Raw genomic sequence first — 26,276 nt, forward strand, 5'->3', positions numbered from 1 at the left:
TCTTTATAATCATTACTTTCAAAGTAGCAAGGCCGCAAAATAATGTCAAACACTTGGTATAGCGAATTATTTTAATATTATTGCAATTACGTTGACGATAAAAATCAACACCGATATAATGAGTATGCTTTTGAATTATAATGAGCGGTAAAGGATATGTGCAGATGGTTAAATTAAACGTATTGGATTACGCCGTAATAGATGAAGGGCAGTCACCGGCTGAAGCACTTAAAGAGAGTGTCAGACTGGCCAGGCATGCCGAAGCACTCGGCTACTACAGGTTCTGGATGGCCGAGCATCATGATGTACATGCTTTTGCTTCGAGCAGTCCGGAAATGATGATGATGCACATACTGGGACAGACGTCATCCATCAGACTCGGCTCCGGGGGTGTCATGATTCCTCATTACAGTCCTTTAAAAGTTGCTGAGAACTTCAGGGTGATGGAAAACCTGTATCCGGGCAGAGTGGATCTTGGTATCGGCAATACTTTAGGTACGCCTATCGTAAATAAGTCGATGAATGAAATGCGTCCGAGAAAACAAAGATATGAAGAAAATATAAGTGATATAAAAAAATATGTCACGAACACGGATGATGAAACACATCGTTTTAACGATGTGACTGCAAACCCGACTGGCCGGTCGAACCCCGAAATGTGGGTGCTCAGCACGAGTGTCCGTACGGCTGAACTTGCTGCGCGCCAGGGCATCGGCTATACGTTCGGGCTGTTCCCGCACGCGTCAAAGGATAAAACAGCAGTCGGACAGGAAGCTGCACGGGTGTACAGAGAGAAGTTTGTACCTTCACCGGCAATGGAGCAGCCTCTCGTTATGGCGTCGCCGTTTGTCGTCGTTGCCGACACAGACAGTAAAGCGCAAGAACTCGCAAAAGCGCTTGATTTATGGCTGCTCGGAAAGATGAATTTCAGCGAATTTGAGCGTTTCCCATCAGTTGAAACTGCGGAGAAATACACTTATACTGTAGAGGAACTTCAAAAGCTGTCCGCTAACCGTTCGCGTATGGTTGTCGGGGATGTGAAAAGCGTCAAAAAACAGCTGGATACACTGGCGGAAACTCTGGATGCAGACGAACTGCTCCTGATACCGCTTATGCCGGGTGCTGCAAACAGACTGCGTGCACTGGAACTAATATCATCAGAATTTCAATTAAAAGAATAGAAAGAAGGATAACAATGAAAAAAGTTGCTAACTATTTATGGGTTGAAAAAAATGGCGAGGAGTACACGCTTATAATGACTCCTGAATTACAGGACGATATCGGTACTGTAGGATTCGTGGAATTTACAAAAGCTGAAGAAGTTGCTAAAAATGATTCACTGCTGGAACTTGAAGCATCTAAAACTGTACTTGATCTGGCATCACCGCTTGCTGGTAAAGTGGTAGCAGTTAACGAAAAAGCGACTGATGAACCAACTCTGTTAAATTCGGCAAAAGCTGAAGAGAGCTGGGTTGTTAAACTTACCGGTGTGGACGAAGCAGAATTCAATGCACTTGCTGATGCTTAATTAAAGCAAAATATATTTAAAGGCTTGCATTCATATGTATATACATTGGGTGTGAGTCTTTTTTTGGAATTGGGTGATGAATGGATGATGACACAGACAGACAGACTGCATTTTTTAATTTCATACATGCAGCAGGAAAAAAATATTGCACAGTCGGTCCCGGATACATTTGCTGAACGGTTTGAAGTCTTTCGCGGGCTGGCAAACGAACGGCCGGCACAAAAAGTAAGCCGGGAATTTCTCGATGTACAGGATGCTTTTTTGTCGGAGTATAACGCTGAAGGCATCACTGAGTTTGAATCACTGAGCCCGGGGGACAAGCAGCTTTACATATGGCAGGGAGATATTACGACGCTGAAAATTGAAGCGGTCGTCAATGCGGCGAATGCAGAAATGCTGGGCTGTCTCATTCCGAATCATAATTGCATCGATAACATTATTCATACGAAAGCGGGGGCGGAACTGCGTCTTGAATGTGCAGATATTATGAAGAATCAGGGCAGAAAAGAAGCAGTGGGCAGAGCGAAGATTACTTCAGCATATAACCTGCCGTCGGAATATATTATTCATACCGTCGGACCGGTTGTACAGGGTGGTAAAGTATCGCCGATGAAACAGGAGCTGCTGGCAAAATGCTACAGAAGCTGTCTCGAACTTGCCGATGAAAACAATATCCGCTCAATCGCATTCTGCAGCATTTCAACGGGCGTGTTCGGCTATCCGAAAGAAGAAGCGGCCGGGACTGCCGTTGAAACTGTAAAGCAGTATCTCGCAGAAACAGGGTCTGAAATCGATGTCGTATTTAACGTTTTCGGCACGGACGATTTAAAAATCTATGAAAATCTTTTGACTTAAGAGAGGTTGTATTGGCATGAATGCTTGGAAGACACTTGAACAAAACGGTACGGAAAGTGAAATACTGAAAGGACTGATCGACGAGGCGGATGCTGTTGTTGTCGGTATCGGCGCCGGTATGTCGGCAGCTGACGGATTTACATATATCGGTGACCGCTTTAAAAATAATTTTCCGGACTTTATCGAAAAATATAACTGGCTGGATATGCTGCAGGCAAGCCTTTTTAAATTCCCGACACTGGAAGAGTACTGGGCATTTCAAAGCCGTTTTATAGTGCTGAATTATTTGGAACAGCCGGCGGGAGAGGCGTATATCGCACTTAAGGAAATGATTGAAAATAAACCGTATCATGTCATTACGACAAATGCAGATAACGCATTTTATGCTGCGGATTATAACATGGATAAAGTGCTTTATTACCAGGGAGAATACGTGCGCATGCAGTGCTCCGATTTCTGTCACGACGAAACGTACCGCGATGATGAACTGATGCGTAAAATGGCAGCGGAGCAGGACGGCATGGAAATACCGTCCGAACTGATTCCGTATTGTCCAAAATGCGGTGCGCCGATGGAGAAAAACAAACGTACAGCAGAAAAGGGCATGGTGGAGGATGCGAAGTTTAACGCTCAACGTGATGACTATAATGCATTCCTAAAAGAACACAGCAAAGGCAAAGTCATGTATCTGGAAATCGGTGTCGGCCATACGACTCCGCAGTTTATCAAGCATCCGTTCTGGCGTCAGACAAGACAAAATGAAAATGCGCTGTTTGTGACGATGAATCAGAAAACTTACCGCATTCCTGAAGCAATTAAATCACAGACAGTATTTTTAACCGAAGATATCGGAGAAACAATTTTAAACGCACATAAAAAATAACAGGCAAAGGATGACTGAAATGTATTTAATCGAACCATACCGGAATGGAGAATATATTACAGACGGTGCATACGCACTTGCGATGCAGGTCTATGTTCAGGACAATATCTTTTTGGATGAAGGAATTATTTTTCCTTATTACTGTAAGCCGAAAGTAGAAATCGGGCGTTTCCAGAACGCAGTATCGGAAGTCAATCAGGATTATCTTGAAGACAACGATATTCTGCTCGTCAGACGTGATACAGGCGGCGGTGCAATTTTAGTTGACGATGGTGCAGTGAACGTCTGTTTCCTCGTTCCGGAAGACACAGGTGTGTACGGCGATTATAAAAAGATGTATGCACCGGTTATAAAAGCGTTAAACAATCTCGGTATTACAAATGTTGAACAGAGCGGCAGAAATGACCTCGTTATCGATGGCAAAAAAGTTTCCGGCGGGGCGATGACGATGTCGAACGGCCGTGTGTACGGCGGATTCTCGCTGCTTCTTGATATTAATGTTGAAGCGATGGTTGCGGTACTTAACCCGAACAGGAAGAAAATAGAATCCAAAGGCATCAAATCTGTTCAGAGCAGAGTGACAACTCTGCGTGAACACCTGGCACCCGGGTATAAAGATGTGACGACAGAAGAGTTTAAAGATTTAATTATTCAACAGCTGCTGTCAATCGATGATGTTAAAGATGCAAAACGCTATGAGCTGACAGACGAAGACTGGAAACAAATCGACAAGCTCGTTGAAGAGAAATATAAAAACTGGGACTGGAACTACGGTAAATCACCCCGCTATTCCTATAACAGAGACGGACGTTTATCGGCAGGCACAGTGGATATTTCACTGGAAATCGAAGGTGGAAGAATCGATAAATGTTCGATTTTCGGTGACTTTTTCGGTCAGGGAAATATCAATGAAGTGGAAGATGCTCTGAAAGGTACGAGAGTCGTTAAGGAAGACCTGCTTGATGCATTGAAGCCGCTCGATCTCGATCATTACTTCGGCAAATTGGAAGCATCTGAGCTGACAGATTTAATTTTAAGTTAAACTAAGAATAATTTTTAATGAATAAGGGTATCTTCATTTATGGGGATACTCTTTTCAATATAGATTATGGTAAAATAAAAGAAATGGAGTATGTGCGACAGGAGGGTGTTTTGTGCAGCAGTTATATGCCAAAGTTATCGACGAGGAACAACATCAGGGTGTAACAATTGTAGACAGTAATAATAACGTTGTCGGCGATGTTTTCGCTACGACGATATCAGGCTGTGATGAGAAAAATACTTACGGTTTTCAGCATGTGAACGGCACTGAAATTTTGCTCGGTCTTCAGATAAGAAGATTCAAAGACTTAAACGTGGCAAAATATACAGTTGAATATACAGGTAAACGGTTTACTTTTAAAGAACGTAAACTTCATAATTTTATGAACTTCCGGGCGGACGGCACTGTACTGGAAACCCCTTATGTGTTTAAAGATGATAAAGAGGTCACTTTAACGATGCACCGCGGTGATGATTTAATCGGATCGATGAACGATCATAAAATATTTGTTGATAATATTTCTGATATTGAAGCGGGTATGCTTATTTTAATGTACTTTATGTATAAATTATATAAGCGTGAGGATTACCATGTGGCGCGTATTCTGCACCGTAACTGGTAAAGCTGTCATAAGTTTTGTATAAATTATTTAAATATTGTAATATTGATGAAAATAATCGAGTTGAGGAGGCAGTATATGTTAAGAATATTTTGTGTCGCGATTCCGGTACTGGTACTGCTGTTGCCATTATTCATGGCCGACAACATCGTCTGGATATTAAATATACTGCTGACATCACTTGGAACGATATTCGGATACATTAATTACAAGTACCGTAAAGACAAAGTATGGCTCGCTGTAATGATTGTCAATATTATTCTGTTTCTGTATTACATATATGAAACAATTAATTTCTTCATATAAAAAAGACTTCCTTAAGGAAGTCTTTTTAATTTTGCGGTTCGATATAGTTGTAGTCGCTGAAGTCGAGTCCGACAGGCAGTCCGCTGATAAGGTGTGAGACTTCATGTCCGACATACGGACTTGCCGTCAGCCCTGTTGAGCCCATGCCGTTAATTACGAAAGTATTGTCATCGACATAACCGATAAACGGCAGGAAGTCACGTGTATACGGCTTTAAACCGACGCCCATTTCAGTAATTTCCACATCTTCTTTTTTGAAGTATTTATACAGTTCGCTCTGCAGATAGTTATAGCTTTCATCAGTCGGCGAGGTATCGAACGACCCGGTATCGATATGTGTCGTCCCGATCACATACTCATCTTTTTCAAGATGCACGATATACGTCGGTCCGAGCGCCATCACGACAGGGGACTGGATATCCTGCTGGTTTTTTAATTTAAAATGCATGATTTCCGCACGCTGATGCGCAATATCAGGTTTATACGTCTGTTCGGCACCCCAGGCGCCCGTCGTATAAATTTTAAGAGAACCGTCATCAGTTGTTTCATCATAGGACTCATTTTTCCACGTACCGCCATGATGAATGAACGCTTCTTTTAAAGCTGCGAGCAGTTTCCGGCCGCGGACCTGTCCGCCGCCTTCTACAATCAGCGCGGGATACTCTGTCGTTATGGACGGGTGCAGCGCCGAAAGTTCCTCTTTTGACAGTTGTCTGACTGCACCGACATCAGGATTGTCAATTCCTTTAGCGCTGATTCGTTTCGTTGCCTTGTCGAAGATATTTTCTTTAAACAGGCAGATTGCACCGCTGTTCTTATAACCGGTAGACATGCCGGTTTCCCGTTCAAGTGTACTGATAAATTCAGGATAATAATGCGCACTTTTAGTTACGAGACGGTACCACTTTTTGTTGCGGCGCTGACTGACCCACGGGCATATAATTCCGGCTGATGCGAAAGTTGCCTGGCCTTTGTCCTGCCGGTCGTATAGTGTGACATTGTGTCCAAGCTTTATGAGATGGTAACCGGCAGACGCTCCTGCAAGACCGCCGCCGATAATCGTTATATTCATTAAATCACTCCTGTGTAATGGCTGTTATAATTATGATATGTTATTTAAAGACGAATACGAAAGAGGCATGTACATGGACAAGCTCGAATTGAATATTTTTGAAAATAAATCTGCATTGAAAAGCATATCATGGATTCAAATTCTGGCAATGACAGGCACGTTTATCGTGCTGTATCTGCTCGAAGGATTTGTTATTAAACCGACAGGCAGTGCACTTGTCGGTAAAGAGCAGTTTGGTATTGTCGGTGCAGTATTTTTTATTATCGCACTATTTTTTATTATTATCATCGTTCATGAAGCAGTTCACGGCCTGTTTTTTAAAATTTTTAATCCGGATGGACGGGTTAAATTCGGATTTAAAGCCGGCATGGCCTACGCGACTTCACCCGGTACCGTGTATTCAAGAGGACAGTTCTTTATCATCATCGTTATGCCGTTTGTTATTCTGACGGCGATTATGCTCGGACTGATGTTTACGATACCGAATCCCGCATACAAATATTATATCGCACTGCATACCGGTGCGTGTGCCGGTGACTTCTACTATTTGTATTTAATAATGAAGCACAAACATTTAAAATACGCTGTAGATACGGAAGTGGGTATGAGCCTTTACGAAACGAAAGATCAGACAGTTTAAAGAGTAGAACGTGTGTTCGTTATTTGATATAATGGATATGGGTGAAGACGATGGAAAAACGAATCATTCATATAGATATGGACGCATTTTTTGCCCAGGTGGAACAGCGCGATAATCCGGAACTGAGAGGTAAACCGGTGATAGTCGGTGGACGTTCGTTCAACAGGGGTGTCGTTGCGACAGCAAGTTACGAGGCGAGGAAGTTCGGCGTGCATTCGGCAATGCCGACGAAAACCGCTCATAAACTGTGTCCCGACGGTATTTTCGTACATCCGCGTTTTGAACGTTACAAAGAAATCTCGGCACAGATCAGGGAAATATTTTTAAGCTATACAGAGCTCATTGAACCGCTGAGCCTTGATGAAGCCTATCTGGATATAACGGAACTTGTCAGCAGAGAAACGCCTTCAAAAGAGGTTGCATTATCCATTCAGAGAGATATTTTTGACAGGACCGGACTGACATCAAGCAGCGGCATTTCCTATAATAAGTACCTGGCTAAAATTGCTTCCGGCATGAACAAACCGAAAGCCACGACAGTGATACATTATGATAATGTTCTTAAAATACTCCATGAACTGCCGATAGGGAAATTTCCCGGTGTCGGTAAAGTAACAGAAGAAAAAATGCTCGGAATGGGTATAAAAAACGGCAAAGATTTATATGATATAAGCAGGAATGATTTAATACTGAAATTCGGTAAACGCGGCGAGAGTTTATATAACAAAGCCCGGGGCATTGGGACGAATGAACTGACAGTCCAGCGTGAACGGAAATCGGTCGGCAAGGAAACAACATTCAACTATGACAGAAACGATGACAAGGAAATACTCGGTGTACTGGAAGAACTGTCGGACAAAGTCAGTGTACGTCTTGAAGACAGGCAGCTTGCCGGAAGAGTCGTTACCGTTAAGATAAAAAACGGTGACTTTGAAACACACTCAAAACAAATGATGACGATGGACCCGGTGTTTAAAGGTGAAGACATTTATCATTATGCGTATAATCTGTATCATGAAGTGAAAGAACAGGATGTGCCAATCCGGTTAATCGGTGTGACGGTTTCCGGTATAGAAGAAAGGCTCTACAGAAATATGACCATATATGATTTTATAATGTAGCAACTTTGTTATACTGTTAAATAAGACTAAAAGTAAGAAGGTATAAAAAATGATAGTTAAAACACAGGAAGAATTACAAAAACTAGAAGAAATCGGTCAGATTTGCGGCCGTGTATTAAAAGCGACAGTTGAACATGCTAAAGTCGGCATGACGACTAAAGAGCTTGATGAATTTGCAGGCGGTCTGCTTGAAGAATACGGCGCAAAAAGTGCACCGATCAGCGAATACGATTTTCCGGGTTACACCTGCATCAGCATTAACGAAGAAGTGGCACACGGGATTCCCGGCAAACGTGTTATTAAAGACGGGGATATTGTTAACGTCGATGTATCAGCAGTCAAAGACGGCTTTTATTCTGATACGGGAATTTCTTTTATCGCAGGAGAAAATGACGACCCGTTAAAACAGAAAGTCATCGATGTAACTGAAATGGCATTCGAAGAAGCATTGAAAAAAATTAAACCCGGTGCGAAAGTAAGCCAGATTGGCCGCGCAGTATTTAACACAGCACGCCAGAATGGACTGACAGTCATTAAAAACTTAACAGGACACGGCGTAGGGAAAAGTCTGCACGATCAGCCGCAGCACATTATGAACTACTACGATCCGACAGACAGAACAATCCTTAAAGAAGGTATGGTTATTGCAGTAGAGCCGTTCGTATCATCAAAAGCAACAATCGTCACGGACGGTAAAGACGACTGGGCATTTGAAACAAAAGACGGCAGCTACGTTGCACAAAAAGAACACACAATCATGGTAACGAGCGAAGGCCCGAAACTGTTAACAAAAGTAGAAGACTAATAAATTAAGCAGTCCCCGGAACATCCTGACAGAGGATGATTCGGGGACTTTTTGTTTGGGAAAGTCAGGGTAACGGGGCTGGTTGGCTGGTTCTAAGTAACAATGAGAGCTGTTCATAGTAACGAAAGAGAGTTTAAGTAACAATGAGAGCTGTTCATAGTAACGAAAGAGAGTTTAAGTAACAATGAGAGCTGTTCATAGTAACGAAAAAGAGTTTAAGTAACAATGAGAGCTGTTCATAGTAACGAAAGACCGTTTAAGTAACAATGAGGGCCGTTCATAGTAACGAAAGACCGTTTAAGTAACAATGAGAGCTGTTCATAGTAACGAAAGACCGTTTAAGTAACAATGAGGGCCGTTCATAGTAACGCAGAACAATTCAGAGTGAGCCCAACACGTCTTCGAATATTCCGCGACGTCGTCCAGCAATACCGCACCAGCCCCAAGCCCCAAAAAAGCCGGACCCCTAAAGAGAATCCGGCTCACCATATTAAATATTCTATTCCGCTTTGTCATAACCGTTTATAACAAGATCAACTTTTCCTGTTTCTGGATCGATGATCATGCCGTGGACGGGTACTGATTTAGCCATCAACGGATGGTTCTTAACGGTACCGACTGTTTCCCTGACACTTTCTTCGACGCTGTCGAAACCTTTCAGCCAGTCAGAGACTTCGATGCCTGAGTATTTGAGTGTAGTGAATGTCTCGTCAGTGATTCCGCGTTTTTTCATTTCTTCTATAACCGGGTCGGGCTTCAATGCGCCGAATCCGCAGTCATGGTGTCCCATAATGTAGATTTCGTCCACACCGAGTGCGTATACAGCAACGAGCAGACTGCGCATCGTACTGCCGTATGGATGTGAAACAACAGCACCGGCATTTTTAATCTGCTTAATGTCGCCGTTTTTTAAACCCAATGCCTTAATAGACAATTCTGATAGTCTCGTATCCATACAAGTCAGGAAAACTGCTTTCTTGTTTGGTGTTTTATCGGTGGTAAAAGCTTTAAATTCTTCGTTTTTCACGAAAGCTTCATTTGCTGCGAGAAAATCTTCCAATAAAGTCATTTTAAACTGACACTTCCTCTTCATTACTTAGTGTTTTATCTTCTTCAAGAACAGTGCGCTTGTGAAGAATAGAGTTAATCTGCGCACCCAGTATTATTATAACACCAGTAATGTACAACCAGAAAATTAAAATAATCACACCGGCAATTGAACCGTAAGTGGCCGAGTAGTTGCTGAAGTTCGATACGTAAAAGCTGAAGCCCCATGATGCAGCGAGGAACGCTATCGTCGTAAAGATTGTACCCGGAATTACCGATTTAATTTTCAGCTTAATGTTCGGTGCTGTCATGTACATAATGAAGAACACTACGAACACGAGCAGTACCGGTAAAATACTTCTGACCAGGTTCCAGAGAACCGAGAACTGATCATCGAGGCCGATAATGCCAAACATTAAGTTACCGATCTGTTCACCGAACACAATCAGTACAAATGTCAGGATAACGGACAGTGATAAGATTACTGTAAAGAATACAGAAAGTAGTTTTGCCACAACAAAATTACGGCTGTCTTCCACGTCGTACGCTACGTTAAATGCGTTCATGAGAGCTGTCATACCGTTGGATGCTGACCACAATGTCAGAATTAAACCGATAGACAGAATGCCGCCGCCGGAGTTGTTCAGCACATCATTAATAATGCCTTCAAGAAGCCCCGAAATTTGGGACGGTGCGTAATCCTGAATGAATCCTGTAATCATCCCGGGTTCGATTTTGAAGAGCGGAACGATGGATAACAGGAAAATCAGAAGCGGGAATATCGCAAGCAGGAAGTAGTATGCAAGCTGTGCTGCCATTCCCGTCGTATTATCGTGAGAAAAACGGAATAAAAGACGTTTTAGAAATCCTGCCTCTTCCTTTAATTTTGCAGGTTTGTTAATTTTGGAAACATAAATATGTTCGCCCGATTTTTTAGCATTTTTTGATTTGAAATTAATCTTGTCGACGAACACATCGCCTTTTTTCTTCTTCTCTTTTTCGTCTTTAATCTGATTTAAGAGTTTCGATGATGATTCATTTTTAGTCATAATTTCACCTCACCTAAAATAACAGGACTATACTTGTATAGTCCTGTTTAATTTTAATTTAATTTTTTCTCGCGCTTAGCCTGGAACGTATCTTTTGCGTCCATAATTGCACGCTCAAGTTCCGGGTTGTTGCGTCGGATTTCTTCAATAGTGTCTTTCCAGAACAGAACTTCGTCTTTAATCATTTCTACTTTTGAAGGTTCTCCCGACGGTTCGTTGAAACGCTGTTTAAGGTCATCAGGGTTCGATGCGTAATGTTTAATGCTCTTAGTATTTGAAACTACAGAGTCGCGCGTGCCTTTATCGATTAATGCAATTAATCCGCCGACAGCGGCTCCAATTACTATAGCTGGTACTAATTTGTTTTTCATAACTGATTCTCCTTTGAATTAGCTTTCTATTAAATATAACCTATCTGCATCAAGTATAAACTTTTTATCTTAAGAAATTAAGCGTAATGACAACAGAAAAGTGTTTTTCCCGACTTTACCAAGATGATATATATTTTTATTATAATTTGTTAAGATGGATTATAAGGAAAAGAAAGGGGATCACCATGGATAAAGAGCAGATTTTAAACGATATAATTAAACAGTTAAACGTTGTAAATAAAGGTGTATTTAAAGCTGAAGATTACAGCGATGAAAAAATCAGCGAACTGAATGATATCAAGGTAATGCTTGAGTCACGCCGCCAGATTTCAGCAGGCGAACAGTCAGCGATTATCGAAGAATTATCAAAAATGAGAAAGTAGTGATTATATGATGGATATTGAAGAAAAATTATATAAATACGCAGAACTCCTCGTTGACGTCGGCATTAATATTACTGACGGTAAAAGATTATACATCCGTGCGACAACGGATGCACTGCCACTTGTCAGACTTGTAACGAAAATTGCTTATGAGCGCGGTTCAAAAGAAGTGAAAGTATCATTAGGGGACGATACGGTTTCAAGACTGAATGCAACATACCGCGATGAGGATGAACTGTCGGTTGTACATGACTTCCAGGTGGATGAGCGCATGTACTACAGCGATCAGAAAGCAGGATTCCTCAGTATTATTTCAAGCTCTCCCGAACTGTTAAAAGATGTTTCACCGAGCAAACTGCAGGCAATGCAGGTTGCAGCAGGGAAAGCATTTAAAGAATTCTCAAGCCGTACACAGAGCGATTTTCATTCGTGGTGTGTGGCGGGATATCCGTCGGTGGAGTGGGCCCGTCTTGTGTATCCGGAACTGTCGGATGACGAAGCGGTAAATGCACTGCTTGAGCTGATTCTCTATACCGTGCGTGCGGACGTTGAAAATCCGGTTGAAGCATGGCATGAACATGATAAACTGCTTCACGAAAAAGTGGATTACTTAAACGATAAGCAGTTTACCGCTTTACGCTATGAAGCACCGGGTACGGATTTAACAGTCGGGCTGCCTGGCAATCATCTGTGGGCAGGAGCATCGAGTACGGATTCAAACGGCGATTCATTTATGGCGAATATGCCGACGGAAGAAGTATTCACGGCGCCCGATAAGAACCGCGTCAACGGATACGTGACGAACACGCTGCCGTTAAGCCACGGCGGCAACATTATCGATGACTTTAAACTGACGTTTAAAGATGGGGAAGTTGTCGAATACTCAGCGGACAGAGGCTATGATATATTGAAGAACATTATCGATACTGATGCCGGGGCGAAGCGTCTTGGGGAAGTCGCACTTGTACCGTTTGATTCACCGATTTCCAACAAAGGTATTTTATTCTACAATACATTGTTCGATGAAAATGCGTCATGTCACCTCGCACTCGGCAGTGCATATGCATTCTCGCTGCAGGGCGGCAAGGCAATGTCCCGCGATGAACTGGATGCGGCAGGCTTAAACGATTCGATTACTCACGTGGACTTTATGATCGGCTCGGAAAAGATGAATATTTACGGTGTGGATAAAGAAGGAAACGAAACACCTGTATTCCTTGAAGGTAACTGGGCATTTTAATAAAATAAGCATACAATTCATTTGAAAATATGATACAATTTAACTAATGTTATATTGGAAAATTCTGTTGAGGAGGATTTTTATGGGCAGCTGGCTAATGCTTTTAGTCGTATTATCATTTGTATTTGCAATTCTTGCTTTTGCAGCGGTGCTTTATTACTTCCTGGCACAAGCGTTCCACAGTAAAGATGCACTTGTGGTTGACACACCGGAAGAAGCGCTTGAGCGCAAAATATAGGAAACTTACTAGAGGGGATGCAAATCTCCTCTATTTTTATTCATAAAGGGGAGTTTATCAATGAAAAAACTAATGTCTGAATCTTATGCGGTAAAAACAGCAAACGTTCTGCCGCCCGATTCCAATTCTCACGGTACACTTTTTGGGGGGAGACTGCTTCAGTATGTAGATGATATCGCAGCCATCAGTGCACGCCGTCACTGCCGGGAAGCGGTCGTTACAGCTTCTATCGACTCGATGGATTTTCTGCGTCCGATACATGTAGGGGAAATAGTTATTCTTGAAGCGATGGTTACTCATACGGGCCGTAGTTCGATGGAAGTAATGGTTAAAATTTCAAAGGAAGATTTAACGAGAGAATCCGGCAAGGAACTCGCAGCGTTTTCATTTCTGACGTTTGTCGCACTGGATGAAAACAACAACACTGTTGAAGTACCGAAAATAGAACCGGATACAGAACGCCTTCAGTGGCTGAACGACACAGGTAAAGAGCGTGCTGAACGCAGACTTGAAAGAAAAGAACGCAGCAAATCACTGAGCAACTTTTTCGCATCTGATTTATTGGAGTGAGATAAATGAAAATCAAACGCATTGTAAAACTGAAGCGGGAAATGTACGACGTATTATTCGATGACGGGCAGTCCATTAAAGTGCACGAGGAATCACTCGTGCGTTATGTATTGATTCCCGGCAAAGAACTGGATGAAGATGAGTTCAATGAAATCGTCCGGAATATACAATACGACCAGGCATACGTTGCCGCGATTAAATATATCAGTTATAAAATACGTTCGATTAGGGAAATGGGAGACTATCTCAATGGGGACTATGAAGATGAGGTAGTCAGCCGGACACTGCTGCGTCTTCAGGATGAAGGCTATTTGAACGACGAAAATTACGCCCGCTCATTAAGAAATACACTTTTGAATACGACGGACAAAGGGCCGGGGCACCTTCAGCGTGAACTGAAGAAACACAGTATTCCCGAAAACACCATATATGAGGAAACTGAGGCTTTTGATGAACTGATAGACAGTGAACGCATGAATAAGTTAAAGGATAAATTTCTGCGCACCCACAGAGGTTCATATTCCCAGTTTAAACAAAAGCTGCGTGAAAAGCTGACACAGCGGGGTTACAGAAGCCATCACTTTGAACTGATAGACTTTGATGATGACTTTGATGAAGATTCTTATTTTGAGAAAGACTTTGAAAAATATTATAATAGATATCAGAAAAAAGAAAGCGGATTTAAGCTCAAACAGAAAATGATTGCGGCGATGCTGAGCAAAGGGTACGCTTATGATAAAATCAGTGAAAAGTTAGGCGGAATGAACGATGGATGAATCATTAAGTAAAATGACTCGCAAAGAGTTAAACCATTATATACAAACTAAACGCGAAGCGATGAGACGTGCGGAAATGATGGGTGTCGAAAACGAATACCGCGTACTGGAGCGCCAGGTTATTATTGCAGAATGCTATCTGATTGATCTGTCTCAAATTGAGAACGGCAAAATTTATAAAGTGATCAGCAATGAGGATCACTACTTTAAAGTGGAGTATATGAAAGGGATATTTGTCTGGGGCTTTTTTGTGAATGGTGATGAAAAAGAGTCGGCTATTCCTGTCAGTATGCTGCAGCTTCCTAAACAGGTCAGATAATGAAAAACAAAATTTTGTTAAAAGGGCTGGATTTATCTTATAGCAAAGAAGCAAAAGATTTTAAAAAACGCATGCTCGGCGACGCAGGAACCGTACATCTTAAAAATATTAATATCCATTTATATGAAGGTGAAGTACTCGGGCTTCTGAGCGATGCCGACACTTTGTTTTATATTAAGGAAGTTCTGTCCGGCACACTGAATCCGGTTACGGGTAAAGTGAAGGCAAACGGCGGTATTCTGAGTCTCGATGTTATGGATCATATTAACAATCCGTTCACCCTTAACTTCTTTATTGAAGAACTGCTTGAAGAATACAAAAGCGGAAAACAGTTTGCAGATACCATTGAGCATCTGCACAATAAAGCGGTTATCCGCAACAATCTGAATAAAAAAATTAAGGATTTAAGCCGCAAGCAGCTGGCTCACATTCTGCTGGAGATTTCGGCGCTGATCGATGTGGAAGTGATTATTTATACGAACTTCCATGAACACCTCGACGATTTAATGAAATTCCGCAGCGTTGTGAACATGCATGAAAATCAGGGCAGAGGTGTGCTGCTTCTTGAAACATCACTTGAACCGATAGAAAAAATGGCAAACTATTTCACGTGGGTCAGTTACGGTCAAACCCGCTTTGAAGGCAGTGTGGAGCAGGGCGTCGAAAATTACAACAAATACTTACGCGAGAAGAGCATGATTAAGAATGTTGAACAGGAAGCGCTGTTTGATCTCGAGTGGAAACGCCGGGTTTACGAAGATGAGATGTACAGTGAAAACTTTAAACGTCTCGGCAAACAGCAGGCTTCGATACTGGACAATATCAATATTAGAAAAATCATCGTTACACTTGTGCTCGCATTTATTATGGTACTGTCGGCACTTGTTATATTTATGAACATATCTTTTATTGGAGAATCCCCTACATTTACAGAGGAACAGCAGAACTTAGAAAAAACGGTGACGTCGGATCGTCTGTCATATGCATTCGTCGACAGAGACGGTCTCGAAGTTGGCGGAACACTGCTGCCGCAATATACGCTGCTTGAAGTGACTGCATCCGATGAAACAACATACACTGTCAGTCATAACGGTGAGGAAACAACAGTCAGCCGCGACGATGTAATTTATTTCAACCCTGCGAGTCTGTATACAGAAGAAGCCTTTATGACACTGCTTGAGTATACGAGTCCGGTCATTCAGAACAACTACATGTTCTATTCGAACTATTTAAACGGCAGCCGGGAATTCCTGGAACAGAATATTACATTCGATGTACTAGATGAAAACCACGGCAGTGTCGCGGGCATTCCGATTACTTACCATTTCAGCGGGGAAACAGTTTTTTCCATGGAGTTTGAAGGGGCGGAAAATAACAGTATCGCGGAAGATTTAAGTCTTACAGGTGAAGTGACTGTTTTCAGAGTCGGCGATGGCTTTATGATTTACGACAGTGTCGAGAACAACTGGAATTACTTGATAAGGTAGGCGGGCGCATATGAACTACAGATTTAAATATTTGCTGAGACGTGTATTCAGACAGGCGGACAGGTTTACACTGTTTAACTTATCGCCGGTGCTCATCTACATTACCGGTCTCGTGCTGTTGTTTATCGGCTTTATGACGATGGAAGATAGTACGATGGTCCGGGTACTCTACGGAACGGTCGGATTTATGGCCACGGTGTGGATATTCAGCATGGTAATTCTGAATAAGAACGAAGCGTACGTGAAAGATTCTATTTTAAAAGTAAATTATATACCGCTGTATTTACGAATACTGCCTACGATGATTTACCAGACAATCATGTTTATGATTTTTATTACGATGTACAGCGCATTTACAGCGCTCTTTGTAGATAACTGGATGATGAATATATACTCGCTGCTGTATTATATAATACTTGGTGTGATACTGGTCATCCCGTTTACAATGTTGTTTTTAGGTGTTTCAATGCACGTCAACACTAATAAAATCAACCCGGTGCTGTTCGTCATTGTCCTGCTTATTGTTCCGGTATTTTACTTGCCGGAAGAGCTGCCGACAGTGATTGAAAATATATTCAGTCTAAATCCATTTTATTATGTAATTAACGGTCTGCAGAATAATTCGATTCATCAGGCATGGACTGTGAACCGTCTGCCGTTTGATGTACTGTATGTAACCCAGGTTGCAATATTATATTTATGGATGTTTGAGTCGTACAACAAAATGAAAATTCAATTATACAATGAAAAAAACAGCATGCCTGAATCTTAGGCATGCTGTCTCTCTAATTATTGGCAACTTTTCGCTGCAGTTTAGACTCAGAGTATACCCAGCCGGTGTAGCTGGACTGAACTTCATAATCATCCTTGTCGAGATGCATAATACAGACGAATGGATAATGTCCGTCTTTTAAATACCTGAGATCGATATATCTGACTTCTACAGTATCTTCCGGCAGTTCCTTAATTTCATATCTGTAAATCGAAGAGAAGAATGTAAAGGACATAAAGTTTTTATCATCTTTAACTGCCTCGAACAGTTCACCTTCAAGCGGACCGATTTTCTCAAAGCGGTCGTAAAATACAACCTGTCCTTTAAATGTCCGGCCGACATAATATGCTTTTTCTGCAACGACGACGACACGCCATTCATTGAAGCGGAGAGTCGGCAGGCAGAATACGCGTGTGATATTATCATCAGGCAGACGTTCCTTAATTTTATTCACTAAAAATTTCTGGTAGGCAAATCGTGCGACATAGTAAAGTGCCATCGCGGAATATAATATAATGAACAGCGTGACGGGGTTAAACCCGATGAACCATAAAATGAAGTACGCGATGTGCATGACGATAATTGGAATATCAATCGTATTTATAAAGCCAAGCTGCAGCCAGGTATGATTAAACGGCCGGAGTACCTGGGTGCCGTATGCGTTGAATATATCCGAGAATACATGGAGGGAAACAGCAAACAGCGACCACAAATACATATTGATAAAGGGCAGCCCGAAAAACACGCTGCTTAACACAGCGAGGAGCAGCGGCCAGATAATTAATGTAAACGGCAGGGAATGTGTAATACCTCTGTGGTTTTTAATGTATACTGCATTATTTTTCATTTTTAAAACAGTATCGAGGTCGGGAATTAAAGAAGCACCGACAACGGTCGTAATGAATCCGGCAGAGACCGGATCGACAGCAGGATCGATATGGGCGAGACCGACTATCGTGCCGCCCATTAATGTATGTGTTAATGTATCCATGATTTCACTCCGTTTCAATACGGCATATATTATTATAATTATTTTTAAAAAGGTGAGTTGTACAATGTTCAAAAGACCGGAATTTAATAATACATTACTGAATTGGTACCAGGCAAACAAACGGAATCTGCCCTGGCGTGAGACGTCGGATCCTTTTAAAATATGGCTGAGCGAGGTCATGCTTCAGCAAACTCAGGTCATTACTGTTATACCCTATTATGAGAAATTTATAACAAAATATAGTAATCTCGATGCACTTGCGGATGCCGATGAACAGTCGCTTTTAAAGGACTGGGAAGGTCTTGGGTATTACAACAGAATCCGTAATTTTCAGCACGCAGTTAAAGAGGTTCAGGAAAAATATGATTCACAGGTGCCGGATCGTCCGGACGAATTTTTCAGTCTGAAAGGTGTCGGACCGTATATCGGCGGGGCAGTACAGAGTATTGCATTTAACAATCAGCTTGCTGCAGTGGACGGTAACGTACTCCGTGTCATGTCGAGACTGAATCGGGACGGACGCGATATGACAAAAGCATCTGTCCAAAAAGATGTGAAACGTTACATCGAAGAAGACATGCCTCTTGAAGCGGGGGATTTTAACCAGGCGCTGATGGAACTCGGGGCAACGATATGTACGCCGCGTACACCTAAATGTGTCATCTGTCCGGTTAAAGAACATTGTGAGGCGCTGAAAGCGAATGAAGTGATGCAGTATCCGCTGAAAAAGAAACAAAAAGCGAAGCAGGAATACTATTACAACGTGTACTTTATACTGAATGACAAAGGCGAAATTCTCCTGACTAAACAGGAGGACGATCTGTTAAAAGGAATGTATGAACTGCCGAGATATGATGTCGATACATCGCTCGAGTCAATCGAAGATGAATATAATATTCAGCTCAGTCAGCCGGGATCACCGGTCGGTGATCATAAACATGTCTTTACTCATAAAATATGGTACATGGAAGGCTATATTGTATATACAGTCAACGACAATGAGAATTTTATCCCGCTGCAGGACGTTAAAAATCTTCCGATGAGTGTAGCAATGCAGAAAATGATGAATTTAATTAATACTGCTTCGGAATCCGAACTGTAAATTTTTAAAACACATGGCGCTGTGCTATACTGTTTACGTAAATAATAAAGGTGGTGGCAGTAATATGGTGATGGAATCCATCCCAAAAGAGGGAAGTAAAATGAGGATTCAGAGCTATAAACATGATGGGAAAATCCACCGCGTATGGAGTGAAACGACGATTCTTAAAGGGACGGATCACGTCGTGATTGGTGGAAATAACCGCACGCTTGTAACAGAGAGCGACGGACGAAAATGGGTAACAAGAGAGCCCGCTATCGTTTATTTCCATAAAGATTTCTGGTTTAATGTCATCTGTATGTTTAGAGATGACGGAGTTTATTATTACTGCAACTTATCTTCACCATATGCCTGTGATGACGAAGCGATTAAGTATATCGACTATGATCTGGATATTAAAGTGTATCCGGACGGCAAATATCATCTTCTCGATGAAGATGAATACAAAGTGCACCGCAGTAAAATGAACTATCCCGACAGCATCGACGAGATATTAAAACATCAGGTCGATGAACTGCAGCAGTGGATAGAACACAAAAAAGGACCATTTGCTCCGGATTTTATAAAGGTATGGCACCATCGTTTTAATAGTGAACATTAACCAATCGGCCGAGCGTTGATTGGTTTTACTAATTTATTGGAGGAACGCTCATAAATGATCAGACGTTATATGCAATTTGTTAAGCCGTACTACGGTATAATCGGTTTAACCATTTTAATCGGTGTACTGAAGTTTGGTATTCCGCTCCTTATTCCTTTACTCGTCGCTTATGCCATCGACAGCATTATTCTTGCTGACGGTCTTGCATACGACGAACGTATTTCGATGCTTATTGAGATACTGATTGTATTCGCGGTAGTATTTATAGTTTTAAGACCCCCGGTTGAATTCTTCAGACAATATTTAGCCCAGCGTACCAGCAACAAGATTCTGTACGACATAAGAAAAAAACTATACGGGCACCTGCAGATGCTGAGTGCAAAGTTTTACTCAAATAACAAAGTCGGCGAAGTTATTTCCCGCGTGATTAATGATGTCGAGCAGACGAAGGACTTTATTATGACCGGTCTGATGAACGTCTGGCTGGATCTTGTGACGATAATTATCGCACTGATTATTATCTTCAGCTTAAACGTGCAGCTTGCCTTTGCATCTATTTTAATATTCCCGTTTTATATTTTCGGTGTCTGGTTCTTCTTCGGACGTTTAAGAGAGAAGACGAGAAACCGTTCGCAGGCACTTGCCGAAGTACAGGGGTTCCTGCATGAAAGAGTGCAGGGGATTAACGTCGTAAAAAGCTTTGCGATAGAAAATCATGAAGAAGAAAGATTCGATAATACAAACAATAACTTCCTGACAAAAGCGCTGGAGCATTCGCGCTGGACTGCATACAGTTTTATGGTCGTCAATACGATTACGGATATCGGTCCCCTGATTGTTATCGGATACGGTACTTACCTCGTATTGAACGGAGACCTGACAGTAGGGGTGCTTGCTGCATTCGTTGCGTACCTTGAAAGATTATACGGTCCGCTCCGCAGACTCGTTTCATCATCGACTTCACTCACTCAGAGTATTGCATCGATGGACCGTGTGTTCGGATTGTTCGATGTACCGTACGATGTAAAAGATAAAGAAGGCGCACAGCCTATCAAAGATGTTAAAGGACAAATTGAAATCAGTAATGTCGGTTTTAAATACGATGAAAATGACAACGATGTCCTGAAGAATATTAATCTCGATATAGAAATCGGACAGACAGTTGCATTTGTCGGCATGAGCGGGGGCGGAAAGTCGTCACTTGTCTCACTGATTCCGAGATTTTACGATGTGACGGCCGGCAGTATTAAAATAGACGGTCAGGATATTAGAGACGTATCCGTCCGTTCACTGAGAGATAATCTTGGAATCGTCATGCAGGACAATATATTATTCTCGGATTCAATCAGAGAAAATATACTGCTTGCAAAACCGGAGGCAACGGAAGAAGAAGTGATTCTTGCCGCACAGCGTGCCAATGCTCACGAATTCATTATGAATCTGGAAGAAGGGTATGATACAACAGTAGGAGAGCGCGGAGTGAAATTATCCGGGGGACAGAAGCAGCGCATTGCAATTGCACGTGTTTTCCTTAAAAACCCGCCGATTCTTATTCTGGACGAGGCGACAAGTGCACTGGATCTTGAAAGTGAAAGTATTATTCAGGATACACTGGACAAGCTGTCATCGGACAGAACGACACTGGTCGTTGCCCACAGGTTATCAACAGTGACTCATGCAGATAAAATTGTCGTCATTGAAAACGGGGAAATTACAGAAACAGGTACTCATAGTGAACTGATGTCTAAAAAAGGTGCATACAAGAACCTGTATGATATTCAGGGACTGTAAAGGACTGATATGTTAAATGAACTATTTGAATATAGATTTTTTAAGTGACAATACGCTGGAAGCAGCAAAGCAGCTGCTCGGCGTCGAAGTAGTCACAGAAATAAATGGTGAGAAAACGAGCGGCTTTATAACTGAAGTTGAGGCGTATCTAGGTTTGAGCGACAGAGCAGCACATACATTCAACGGCAAAGTAACAAAAAAGAATGCTATGATGTTTGAACCGTATGGTCATATTTATGTGTATACAATGCACGGCCACAACTGCATGAATTTTGTTACGACGACCGACCGGCCGGAAGGAATTCTGATCCGGGGTATTGAACCGCATCAGGGTATCGATATTATGAAAGAACGGAGAGGGAAAGAAACCGATTTAACTTCGGGTCCCGGTAAGCTGACGAAAGCACTTGGTATTACACGTGCCGAACATAACGGGGCAAAAATTAACGGTGACACTCTTCATGTACTGCCGGGCAGAAACCCCGCAGCTATTGAAGAAACGAAACGAATCGGCATTGATAATAAAGAAGAAGCGGTGGATTATCTGTACCGTTTTATCGTTAAAGGCAATCCGAACGTCAGTCGTTTTAAAGGCAAACCAGGCATTAATAATGGATGGCAATAAAAAAACTGCGGAGAATATTCTCCGCAGTTTTTTTATATATCCAAAGTCTCATCCTGTATATCGATTTTATTTTTATCAATATGGTAGCTGAAGAAACTGTTTGTCAGTCTGTCTACCCGGTCAATCGCGCGTGAGTATTCATGCATTGATGTAATGATTTCCAGTATGTTTTCATATTGGAGTTTATCATCTTCTTCAGTAAGGCGGGAATACTCTTTCAGGAAATGAGTCATAAGACTCTCTTCAAAGTAATGGGAACCTTCGACGTATAGTTCCGAAGTTTCCGGTTTAATCTTTTCCGTGAACTTCATAAACACCTGTTCGTGATAAGCCATCATTTCATCCATTTCTATACGGATATGATACTTTAAATCGTCAGGCAGATGTTTGTAATCATTTTCGTACCGGTTAATCCGCTTAAGCAGATTGTACGCCTGTCTCGTCGAAGCAATCATGTGTTTAAACAGTACTTTACGTCTGTGGTCGCCGAAGCGCTGTTTTTTGAACAGGTTGCGCTCTTCTTTATACCAGGAATACATCGTTTCAAGTTTCGTTACACGTTTTTGCAGCTGTTCGAGATCTTTTTTAACATTTTGTGATTCCGTTACCGCATTCAGTTCGAGACGCATCCATTTAAAAATGTCATTTGCGATATTAAAACAGTTATGATACATCTTCGTTTCATAACGCGGCGGGATAAAGACCAGATTGACGAGAAGTGATACAAGAACACCAATCATCACAAGCGAGAAACGTGTGCCGGCAACAATAAGGAAATCAGACGTTTCAAGATCGGCGCCGAAAGGCACATCCATTATGGCAACGACGGTAATAACCGCAAGTGTCGACACGCTCTGCAGTTTAAAGAACAGAAGCATTGCCAGTACCAGTATGACAGTCAACCCGATAATAAGGATGTTGCTGCCGAACAGAAGTACCATGACTATGGCTGATATCGCACCGATTGTGTTACCTCTGAATTGGTTCCATGTTGTTTCAAGAGAACGGTAGACATTGGGCTGCAGTGCGTTGACCGCAGCGATTCCCGCAATCAGGGCGGGTGTCAGGCCAATTTGATTTGTAATTAAGAAAGTTAATACAACGGCTATACCCGTTTTTAATACTCTAGCACCAAAACGCATGGCACCAACTCCTAAAGGTCATTTTTGAACACATCTTCAACTATTGCAAGTGTATCATCAATATCTTTTTCTGTATGTTCTGTCGTTAAGAACCAGGCTTCATATTTTGAAGGTGCGATATTGATACCGCGGCTGATCAGTCCTCTGAAGAACTTAGCGAAGACTTCGCCGTCACTTGCTTCAGCCTGAGTGTAGTTGGTCACAGTTTCATCGGTAAAGTAAATTGTCAGTGCACCGACGAGACGGTTAATCTTAGCTGTAACATTATATTTTTCAATCAGAGCGTTAAGACCGTCTTCCAGTTTTGCACCCAGTCTGTCGAGCTCTTCGTATACACCCGGTTTTTCAAGAACTTCAAGACATGCAATACCTGCAGCCATCGACAGCGGATTTCCTGCCATGGTTCCGGCCTGATAAGCGGCACCGAGTGGTGCGACACTTTCCATAATATCCAGACGCCCGCCGTATGCGCCAATTGGTGTTCCACCGCCGATGATTTTACCCATCGCAGTTAAATCCGGAGTGACACCCACGATGTCAGTCGCCGAACCGTAGCCGAAACGGAATGCTGTAATGACTTCGTCGTAAATGACAAGTGATCCATTATCGTGTGCAATATCGTTTACCGCCTGTAAAAATCCGTCTTCAGCTTCAACGATACCGAAGTTCCCGACGATTGGTTCAACAAGTACTGCAGCAATTTCATCACCGAAATGGTTAATAGCTTCTTTAAAATCTTCCAGGTTGTTGAAAGGAACGGTAATTACATCCTGTGCAACACTTTCTGGCACTCCAGCAGAGTCCGGAGTGCCGAGCTGTGAAGGGCCGCTGCCCGCTGCAACAAGTACAAGGTCCGAATGACCGTGATAGCAGCCTTCGAATTTAATTACTTTATTGCGGCCCGTGTATGCACGTGCGACACGAATCGTCGTCATCACTGCTTCAGTTCCCGAGTTGACGAAACGGACACGCTCCAGTGAAGGAACAGCCTTTTGAAGTTTTCTTGCAAAATCTATTTCGAGCTGTGTTGAAGTACCGTACAGTATGCCTTTACTTGACTGTTCTGTAATGGCTTCATGGATTCTCGGGTGGGCATGTCCTGTAATAATCGGACCGTATGCCGCGAGATAGTCGATATATTTGTTGCCGTCGACATCGTAGAAGTATGGACCTTCTGCTCTTTCCATAACTACCGGTGCTCCACCGCCTACTGCTTTGTACGATCTTGATGGTGAATTGACGCCGCCGAGAATAACTTCCTCAGCATCGATTTGCAATTTCTTTGAATTCGTATGAGTATACATAATTTCATCCTTACTTTTCGTCAGTTTTATTCATTCAATATAATACCATACATCAGACAATTATTTAAGAAACTAGAATGGTTTGCACTCATGCCGATAAAGGGTATTATAGATATACAGACTAATTAATGATGAAAAGGATGACTCATAAATGGAAAAATTTCCACAGTTCGAACTAGAAAATCAGAATGGTGAAATCGTATCTAATAATTCATTAACAGGACGCACGGTAATTTACTTTTACCCGAAAGACAATACACCCGGCTGTACTACACAGGCTTGTGACATGAGAGACAGTATGGCGACGCTTAACGATCTTGGTGTTACAGTATACGGCGTAAGCGGTGACAGCAAAAAGAAACATCAGAACTTTATCGAAAAACACGGTTTAAACTTCGATCTTTTAGTGGATGAAGACTTTAAGCTGTCGGAAGCTCTTGGAGTATACGGTCCGAAGAAAGCATTCGGCAAAGAATTTAACGGTATCACACGTACGACATTTGTCGTTGACGAAAACTCAAACATTCTTAAACGCTTTGACAAAGTTAAAGCTGCTGCACATGCTGATGAACTTCAGGACTTTCTTAAAGAGGGGTAACTACTATGAAAATCACTTCAACAGTTAAGTTAAAAGACTACATGGTGGAACAACTGGATGAACAGTATAACTACTTATATGTAGAAAAAGAAAACATGACAGATGAAATTAAAGCAGAAACTGATATTTTTGTAACGTACGGCGGGGATTTAACAGACGGTGAGGCGGCTCAGTTTGAAAATCTCAAATGGGTGCATGTAATGAGTGCCGGCATTGATGAGATTCCAAAAGATATCTTTGATAAGGCTCTCGTAACGAACTCTACAGGTATACATAAAATACCTATGACCGAATATGCAGTCGGCATACTGATGCAGTATTATAAAAACTTTACAAAACTGCATGAAGCCCAGAAAAATAATGAATGGATCAAATATTCACGATCGGAAGAACTCTATGGAAAAGAGGCACACATTCTCGGAACAGGGAGCATCGGCAGCCATCTTGCAAAAGCTCTGCAGGTTTTCGGTGTGAAAACTGTCGGTTATAATACAAACGGCCGTTCTATAGAAGGTTTTGATCAGACTTATGAAATTGGAAAGCTGAACGAGCAGGTTCAAAGTGCGGATATAATGGTAAATATTTTACCGAGCACGCCGGGTACAACAAATTTCCTGGAGACTGAAACATTTAAACTGATGAAAGACGAAGCGGTCTTTCTGAATATCGGTCGTGGGACCGTGATGACTGATGAAGTGCTGCTGGAGGTACTCGAAGAAAAATATATTGCCCAGGTGTTATCAGATGTATTTAATGAAGAACCGCTGCCTGAAGACAGCCCGCTGTATAACTATGATAATCTGACAATTACGCCGCATTGTTCAGCGAAGACAAGAATGTATAATGTGAGAGCGTTCGATATATTCATATATAATCTTGCTCGAATGAATAATGAATCGGATATGCAAAATGTTATCGACTATAACAAAGGTTATTAATATATAGTTTGACAATGATTTTGTATTCAAAGTACAATGTATATATTAGGTATATATAAAC

General features: G+C 42.0%; 31 protein-coding genes. 24 read left to right on the plus strand and 7 right to left on the minus strand.

Annotated elements, in window-relative coordinates; translation table 11 throughout:
* The first annotated feature begins 164 nt into the window (after nucleotides 1-164).
* From RZ44_RS10770 to RZ44_RS10800, 7 genes are all read left to right on the plus strand, one after another.
* Nucleotides 165-1,181 (plus strand): LLM class flavin-dependent oxidoreductase, encoded by a 1,017-nt coding sequence (locus RZ44_RS10770; protein ID WP_035811300.1) that lies wholly within the window; start codon nucleotides 165-167, stop codon nucleotides 1,179-1,181.
* A gap of 14 nt (nucleotides 1,182-1,195) precedes the next feature.
* Complete coding sequence (locus RZ44_RS10775) at nucleotides 1,196-1,528, plus strand: glycine cleavage system H family protein (protein WP_035811301.1); 333 nt, start codon at nucleotides 1,196-1,198, stop codon at nucleotides 1,526-1,528.
* A gap of 87 nt (nucleotides 1,529-1,615) precedes the next feature.
* Nucleotides 1,616-2,383 (plus strand): protein-ADP-ribose hydrolase, encoded by a 768-nt coding sequence (locus tag RZ44_RS10780; RefSeq protein WP_035811782.1) that lies wholly within the window; start codon nucleotides 1,616-1,618, stop codon nucleotides 2,381-2,383.
* Between the two features lie 16 nt (nucleotides 2,384-2,399).
* Nucleotides 2,400-3,266 carry an SIR2 family NAD-dependent protein deacylase gene (locus RZ44_RS10785; protein ID WP_035811303.1) on the plus strand — a complete coding sequence of 289 codons (867 nt, stop codon included), beginning with the start codon at nucleotides 2,400-2,402 and terminating at the stop codon, nucleotides 3,264-3,266.
* 19 nt (nucleotides 3,267-3,285) lie between these two features.
* Nucleotides 3,286-4,308 (plus strand): lipoate--protein ligase, encoded by a 1,023-nt coding sequence (locus RZ44_RS10790; RefSeq protein ID WP_035811304.1) that lies wholly within the window; start codon nucleotides 3,286-3,288, stop codon nucleotides 4,306-4,308.
* A 112-nt stretch (nucleotides 4,309-4,420) separates the two neighbouring features.
* On the plus strand, nucleotides 4,421-4,930 hold the full coding sequence (locus RZ44_RS10795; RefSeq protein ID WP_035811306.1) for a hypothetical protein: 510 nt from the start codon (nucleotides 4,421-4,423) through the stop codon (nucleotides 4,928-4,930).
* A 75-nt stretch (nucleotides 4,931-5,005) separates the two neighbouring features.
* Nucleotides 5,006-5,233, plus strand: coding sequence for a hypothetical protein (locus RZ44_RS10800; RefSeq protein ID WP_035811313.1), 228 nt, complete (start codon nucleotides 5,006-5,008; stop codon nucleotides 5,231-5,233).
* A 25-nt stretch (nucleotides 5,234-5,258) separates the two neighbouring features.
* On the opposite strand, the gene RZ44_RS10805 is transcribed toward RZ44_RS10800, so the two are convergent.
* Nucleotides 5,259-6,305: an NAD(P)/FAD-dependent oxidoreductase gene (locus RZ44_RS10805; protein WP_035811314.1), complete on the minus strand. Its 1,047-nt coding sequence runs from the start codon at nucleotides 6,303-6,305 to the stop codon at nucleotides 5,259-5,261.
* Nucleotides 6,306-6,378: 73 nt separating this feature from the next.
* On the opposite strand from RZ44_RS10805, the gene RZ44_RS10810 reads away from it, so the two are divergent.
* The 3 genes from RZ44_RS10810 to map are packed head-to-tail and all read left to right on the plus strand — an operon-like array spanning nucleotide 6,379 to nucleotide 8,871.
* Nucleotides 6,379-6,945, plus strand: a complete 567-nt coding sequence (locus RZ44_RS10810; RefSeq protein WP_035811316.1) for a DUF3267 domain-containing protein — start codon at nucleotides 6,379-6,381, stop codon at nucleotides 6,943-6,945.
* Nucleotides 6,946-6,995: 50 nt separating this feature from the next.
* On the plus strand, nucleotides 6,996-8,066 hold the full coding sequence (gene dinB, locus RZ44_RS10815; protein ID WP_035811319.1) for a DNA polymerase IV: 1,071 nt from the start codon (nucleotides 6,996-6,998) through the stop codon (nucleotides 8,064-8,066).
* A 49-nt stretch (nucleotides 8,067-8,115) separates the two neighbouring features.
* Nucleotides 8,116-8,871: a type I methionyl aminopeptidase gene (gene map / locus RZ44_RS10820; RefSeq protein ID WP_035811331.1), complete on the plus strand. Its 756-nt coding sequence runs from the start codon at nucleotides 8,116-8,118 to the stop codon at nucleotides 8,869-8,871.
* 499 nt (nucleotides 8,872-9,370) lie between these two features.
* On the opposite strand, the gene RZ44_RS10825 is transcribed toward map, so the two are convergent.
* From RZ44_RS10825 to RZ44_RS10835, 3 genes are read right to left on the minus strand one after another with little or no spacing between them, the layout of a single operon-like run.
* Nucleotides 9,371-9,940 (minus strand): beta-class carbonic anhydrase, encoded by a 570-nt coding sequence (locus tag RZ44_RS10825; RefSeq protein ID WP_035811333.1) that lies wholly within the window; start codon nucleotides 9,938-9,940, stop codon nucleotides 9,371-9,373.
* Nucleotide 9,941: 1 nt separating this feature from the next.
* Nucleotides 9,942-10,967 (minus strand): YihY/virulence factor BrkB family protein, encoded by a 1,026-nt coding sequence (locus tag RZ44_RS10830; RefSeq protein ID WP_035811335.1) that lies wholly within the window; start codon nucleotides 10,965-10,967, stop codon nucleotides 9,942-9,944.
* A 53-nt stretch (nucleotides 10,968-11,020) separates the two neighbouring features.
* On the minus strand, nucleotides 11,021-11,338 hold the full coding sequence (locus RZ44_RS10835; protein ID WP_035811336.1) for a hypothetical protein: 318 nt from the start codon (nucleotides 11,336-11,338) through the stop codon (nucleotides 11,021-11,023).
* A gap of 185 nt (nucleotides 11,339-11,523) precedes the next feature.
* On the opposite strand from RZ44_RS10835, the gene RZ44_RS10840 reads away from it, so the two are divergent.
* From RZ44_RS10840 to RZ44_RS10870, 8 genes are all read left to right on the plus strand, one after another.
* Nucleotides 11,524-11,721 carry a DUF1128 family protein gene (locus RZ44_RS10840; RefSeq protein WP_035811338.1) on the plus strand — a complete coding sequence of 66 codons (198 nt, stop codon included), beginning with the start codon at nucleotides 11,524-11,526 and terminating at the stop codon, nucleotides 11,719-11,721.
* A gap of 7 nt (nucleotides 11,722-11,728) precedes the next feature.
* Entirely contained in the window at nucleotides 11,729-12,961 is a 1,233-nt protein-coding gene (locus RZ44_RS10845) for an aminopeptidase (protein WP_171816132.1), read from the plus strand.
* An 82-nt stretch (nucleotides 12,962-13,043) separates the two neighbouring features.
* A complete protein-coding gene (locus RZ44_RS11380) occupies nucleotides 13,044-13,199 on the plus strand; it encodes a hypothetical protein (protein ID WP_171816133.1) in 156 nt (51 codons plus the stop codon).
* A gap of 60 nt (nucleotides 13,200-13,259) precedes the next feature.
* Nucleotides 13,260-13,769 carry an acyl-CoA thioesterase gene (locus RZ44_RS10850; RefSeq protein ID WP_035811344.1) on the plus strand — a complete coding sequence of 170 codons (510 nt, stop codon included), beginning with the start codon at nucleotides 13,260-13,262 and terminating at the stop codon, nucleotides 13,767-13,769.
* A 5-nt stretch (nucleotides 13,770-13,774) separates the two neighbouring features.
* The gene (locus tag RZ44_RS10855) at nucleotides 13,775-14,545 is read left to right on the plus strand and encodes a RecX family transcriptional regulator (protein WP_035811346.1); all 771 of its coding nucleotides are present in this window, start codon (nucleotides 13,775-13,777) and stop codon (nucleotides 14,543-14,545) included.
* Entirely contained in the window at nucleotides 14,538-14,864 is a 327-nt protein-coding gene (locus tag RZ44_RS10860) for a YfhH family protein (protein ID WP_035811358.1), read from the plus strand. The genes RZ44_RS10855 and RZ44_RS10860 overlap by 8 nt, the downstream gene beginning before the upstream one ends.
* Nucleotides 14,864-16,351, plus strand: coding sequence for a hypothetical protein (locus RZ44_RS10865; RefSeq protein ID WP_035811360.1), 1,488 nt, complete (start codon nucleotides 14,864-14,866; stop codon nucleotides 16,349-16,351). Before RZ44_RS10860 ends, RZ44_RS10865 begins: the two co-directional genes overlap by 1 nt.
* Nucleotides 16,352-16,361: 10 nt before the next feature.
* Nucleotides 16,362-17,123: an ABC transporter permease gene (locus RZ44_RS10870; RefSeq protein ID WP_035811362.1), complete on the plus strand. Its 762-nt coding sequence runs from the start codon at nucleotides 16,362-16,364 to the stop codon at nucleotides 17,121-17,123.
* A gap of 13 nt (nucleotides 17,124-17,136) precedes the next feature.
* On the opposite strand, the gene RZ44_RS10875 is transcribed toward RZ44_RS10870, so the two are convergent.
* On the minus strand, nucleotides 17,137-18,114 hold the full coding sequence (locus tag RZ44_RS10875) for a metal-dependent hydrolase (RefSeq protein ID WP_035811364.1): 978 nt from the start codon (nucleotides 18,112-18,114) through the stop codon (nucleotides 17,137-17,139).
* Between the two features lie 64 nt (nucleotides 18,115-18,178).
* Between RZ44_RS10875 and mutY the strand changes: the two genes are divergently transcribed.
* The 4 genes from mutY (at nucleotide 18,179) to RZ44_RS10895 (ending at nucleotide 22,233) form a co-directional block, all read left to right on the plus strand.
* A complete protein-coding gene (mutY, locus tag RZ44_RS10880) occupies nucleotides 18,179-19,216 on the plus strand; it encodes an A/G-specific adenine glycosylase (RefSeq protein WP_035811783.1) in 1,038 nt (345 codons plus the stop codon).
* 64 nt (nucleotides 19,217-19,280) lie between these two features.
* Entirely contained in the window at nucleotides 19,281-19,817 is a 537-nt protein-coding gene (gene ntdP / locus RZ44_RS10885; RefSeq protein WP_035811366.1) for a nucleoside tri-diphosphate phosphatase, read from the plus strand.
* A gap of 54 nt (nucleotides 19,818-19,871) precedes the next feature.
* The gene (locus tag RZ44_RS10890; RefSeq protein WP_035811369.1) at nucleotides 19,872-21,608 is read left to right on the plus strand and encodes an ABC transporter ATP-binding protein; all 1,737 of its coding nucleotides are present in this window, start codon (nucleotides 19,872-19,874) and stop codon (nucleotides 21,606-21,608) included.
* A gap of 16 nt (nucleotides 21,609-21,624) precedes the next feature.
* Nucleotides 21,625-22,233: a DNA-3-methyladenine glycosylase gene (locus RZ44_RS10895; RefSeq protein WP_035811371.1), complete on the plus strand. Its 609-nt coding sequence runs from the start codon at nucleotides 21,625-21,627 to the stop codon at nucleotides 22,231-22,233.
* Between the two features lie 32 nt (nucleotides 22,234-22,265).
* Here the strand turns inward: RZ44_RS10895 and RZ44_RS10900 are convergent, their stop codons facing one another.
* Both RZ44_RS10900 and RZ44_RS10905 read right to left on the minus strand, forming a co-directional pair.
* Complete coding sequence (locus RZ44_RS10900) at nucleotides 22,266-23,375, minus strand: FUSC family protein (RefSeq protein WP_035811374.1); 1,110 nt, start codon at nucleotides 23,373-23,375, stop codon at nucleotides 22,266-22,268.
* 11 nt (nucleotides 23,376-23,386) lie between these two features.
* Nucleotides 23,387-24,679 (minus strand): glutamate-1-semialdehyde 2,1-aminomutase, encoded by a 1,293-nt coding sequence (locus tag RZ44_RS10905; RefSeq protein ID WP_035811381.1) that lies wholly within the window; start codon nucleotides 24,677-24,679, stop codon nucleotides 23,387-23,389.
* Between the two features lie 151 nt (nucleotides 24,680-24,830).
* On the opposite strand from RZ44_RS10905, the gene bcp reads away from it, so the two are divergent.
* Together bcp and RZ44_RS10915 are read left to right on the plus strand one after the other, a co-directional pair.
* On the plus strand, nucleotides 24,831-25,277 hold the full coding sequence (bcp, locus tag RZ44_RS10910; RefSeq protein ID WP_035811384.1) for a thioredoxin-dependent thiol peroxidase: 447 nt from the start codon (nucleotides 24,831-24,833) through the stop codon (nucleotides 25,275-25,277).
* Nucleotides 25,278-25,282: 5 nt separating this feature from the next.
* Nucleotides 25,283-26,215 (plus strand): NAD(P)-dependent oxidoreductase, encoded by a 933-nt coding sequence (locus RZ44_RS10915; protein ID WP_035811387.1) that lies wholly within the window; start codon nucleotides 25,283-25,285, stop codon nucleotides 26,213-26,215.
* The last annotated feature ends 61 nt before the right edge of the window (nucleotides 26,216-26,276 follow it).

Source organism: Jeotgalicoccus saudimassiliensis (assembly GCF_000756715.1).
GTDB classification, from domain to species: domain Bacteria; phylum Bacillota; class Bacilli; order Staphylococcales; family Salinicoccaceae; genus Jeotgalicoccus; species Jeotgalicoccus saudimassiliensis.

Excerpts from the sequence above, each read along its gene's own strand:
- RZ44_RS10840 (WP_035811338.1), top strand. The coding sequence starts at position 11,524 with ATGGATAAAGAGCAGATTTTAAACGATATAATTAAACAGTTAAACGTT.
- RZ44_RS10785 (WP_035811303.1), top strand. The coding sequence starts at position 2,400 with ATGAATGCTTGGAAGACACTTGAACAAAACGGTACGGAAAGTGAAATA.
- mutY (WP_035811783.1), top strand. The coding sequence starts at position 18,179 with ATGTTCAAAAGACCGGAATTTAATAATACATTACTGAATTGGTACCAG.
- RZ44_RS10780 (WP_035811782.1), top strand. The coding sequence starts at position 1,616 with ATGACACAGACAGACAGACTGCATTTTTTAATTTCATACATGCAGCAG.
- RZ44_RS10855 (WP_035811346.1), top strand. The coding sequence starts at position 13,775 with ATGAAAATCAAACGCATTGTAAAACTGAAGCGGGAAATGTACGACGTA.
- RZ44_RS10835 (WP_035811336.1), bottom strand. The coding sequence starts at position 11,338 with ATGAAAAACAAATTAGTACCAGCTATAGTAATTGGAGCCGCTGTCGGC.
- RZ44_RS10845 (WP_171816132.1), top strand. The coding sequence starts at position 11,729 with ATGATGGATATTGAAGAAAAATTATATAAATACGCAGAACTCCTCGTT.
- RZ44_RS10900 (WP_035811374.1), bottom strand. The coding sequence starts at position 23,375 with ATGCGTTTTGGTGCTAGAGTATTAAAAACGGGTATAGCCGTTGTATTA.
- ntdP (WP_035811366.1), top strand. The coding sequence starts at position 19,281 with ATGGTGATGGAATCCATCCCAAAAGAGGGAAGTAAAATGAGGATTCAG.
- RZ44_RS10850 (WP_035811344.1), top strand. The coding sequence starts at position 13,260 with ATGAAAAAACTAATGTCTGAATCTTATGCGGTAAAAACAGCAAACGTT.
- dinB (WP_035811319.1), top strand. The coding sequence starts at position 6,996 with ATGGAAAAACGAATCATTCATATAGATATGGACGCATTTTTTGCCCAG.
- RZ44_RS10800 (WP_035811313.1), top strand. The coding sequence starts at position 5,006 with ATGTTAAGAATATTTTGTGTCGCGATTCCGGTACTGGTACTGCTGTTG.
- RZ44_RS10865 (WP_035811360.1), top strand. The coding sequence starts at position 14,864 with ATGAAAAACAAAATTTTGTTAAAAGGGCTGGATTTATCTTATAGCAAA.
- RZ44_RS10810 (WP_035811316.1), top strand. The coding sequence starts at position 6,379 with ATGGACAAGCTCGAATTGAATATTTTTGAAAATAAATCTGCATTGAAA.
- RZ44_RS10825 (WP_035811333.1), bottom strand. The coding sequence starts at position 9,940 with ATGACTTTATTGGAAGATTTTCTCGCAGCAAATGAAGCTTTCGTGAAA.
- RZ44_RS10895 (WP_035811371.1), top strand. The coding sequence starts at position 21,625 with ATGAACTATTTGAATATAGATTTTTTAAGTGACAATACGCTGGAAGCA.
- RZ44_RS10870 (WP_035811362.1), top strand. The coding sequence starts at position 16,362 with ATGAACTACAGATTTAAATATTTGCTGAGACGTGTATTCAGACAGGCG.
- RZ44_RS10875 (WP_035811364.1), bottom strand. The coding sequence starts at position 18,114 with ATGGATACATTAACACATACATTAATGGGCGGCACGATAGTCGGTCTC.
- RZ44_RS10890 (WP_035811369.1), top strand. The coding sequence starts at position 19,872 with ATGATCAGACGTTATATGCAATTTGTTAAGCCGTACTACGGTATAATC.
- RZ44_RS10830 (WP_035811335.1), bottom strand. The coding sequence starts at position 10,967 with ATGACTAAAAATGAATCATCATCGAAACTCTTAAATCAGATTAAAGAC.
- bcp (WP_035811384.1), top strand. The coding sequence starts at position 24,831 with ATGGAAAAATTTCCACAGTTCGAACTAGAAAATCAGAATGGTGAAATC.
- RZ44_RS10790 (WP_035811304.1), top strand. The coding sequence starts at position 3,286 with ATGTATTTAATCGAACCATACCGGAATGGAGAATATATTACAGACGGT.
- map (WP_035811331.1), top strand. The coding sequence starts at position 8,116 with ATGATAGTTAAAACACAGGAAGAATTACAAAAACTAGAAGAAATCGGT.
- RZ44_RS10770 (WP_035811300.1), top strand. The coding sequence starts at position 165 with ATGGTTAAATTAAACGTATTGGATTACGCCGTAATAGATGAAGGGCAG.
- RZ44_RS10860 (WP_035811358.1), top strand. The coding sequence starts at position 14,538 with ATGGATGAATCATTAAGTAAAATGACTCGCAAAGAGTTAAACCATTAT.
- RZ44_RS10915 (WP_035811387.1), top strand. The coding sequence starts at position 25,283 with ATGAAAATCACTTCAACAGTTAAGTTAAAAGACTACATGGTGGAACAA.
- RZ44_RS11380 (WP_171816133.1), top strand. The coding sequence starts at position 13,044 with ATGGGCAGCTGGCTAATGCTTTTAGTCGTATTATCATTTGTATTTGCA.
- RZ44_RS10775 (WP_035811301.1), top strand. The coding sequence starts at position 1,196 with ATGAAAAAAGTTGCTAACTATTTATGGGTTGAAAAAAATGGCGAGGAG.
- RZ44_RS10905 (WP_035811381.1), bottom strand. The coding sequence starts at position 24,679 with ATGTATACTCATACGAATTCAAAGAAATTGCAAATCGATGCTGAGGAA.
- RZ44_RS10805 (WP_035811314.1), bottom strand. The coding sequence starts at position 6,305 with ATGAATATAACGATTATCGGCGGCGGTCTTGCAGGAGCGTCTGCCGGT.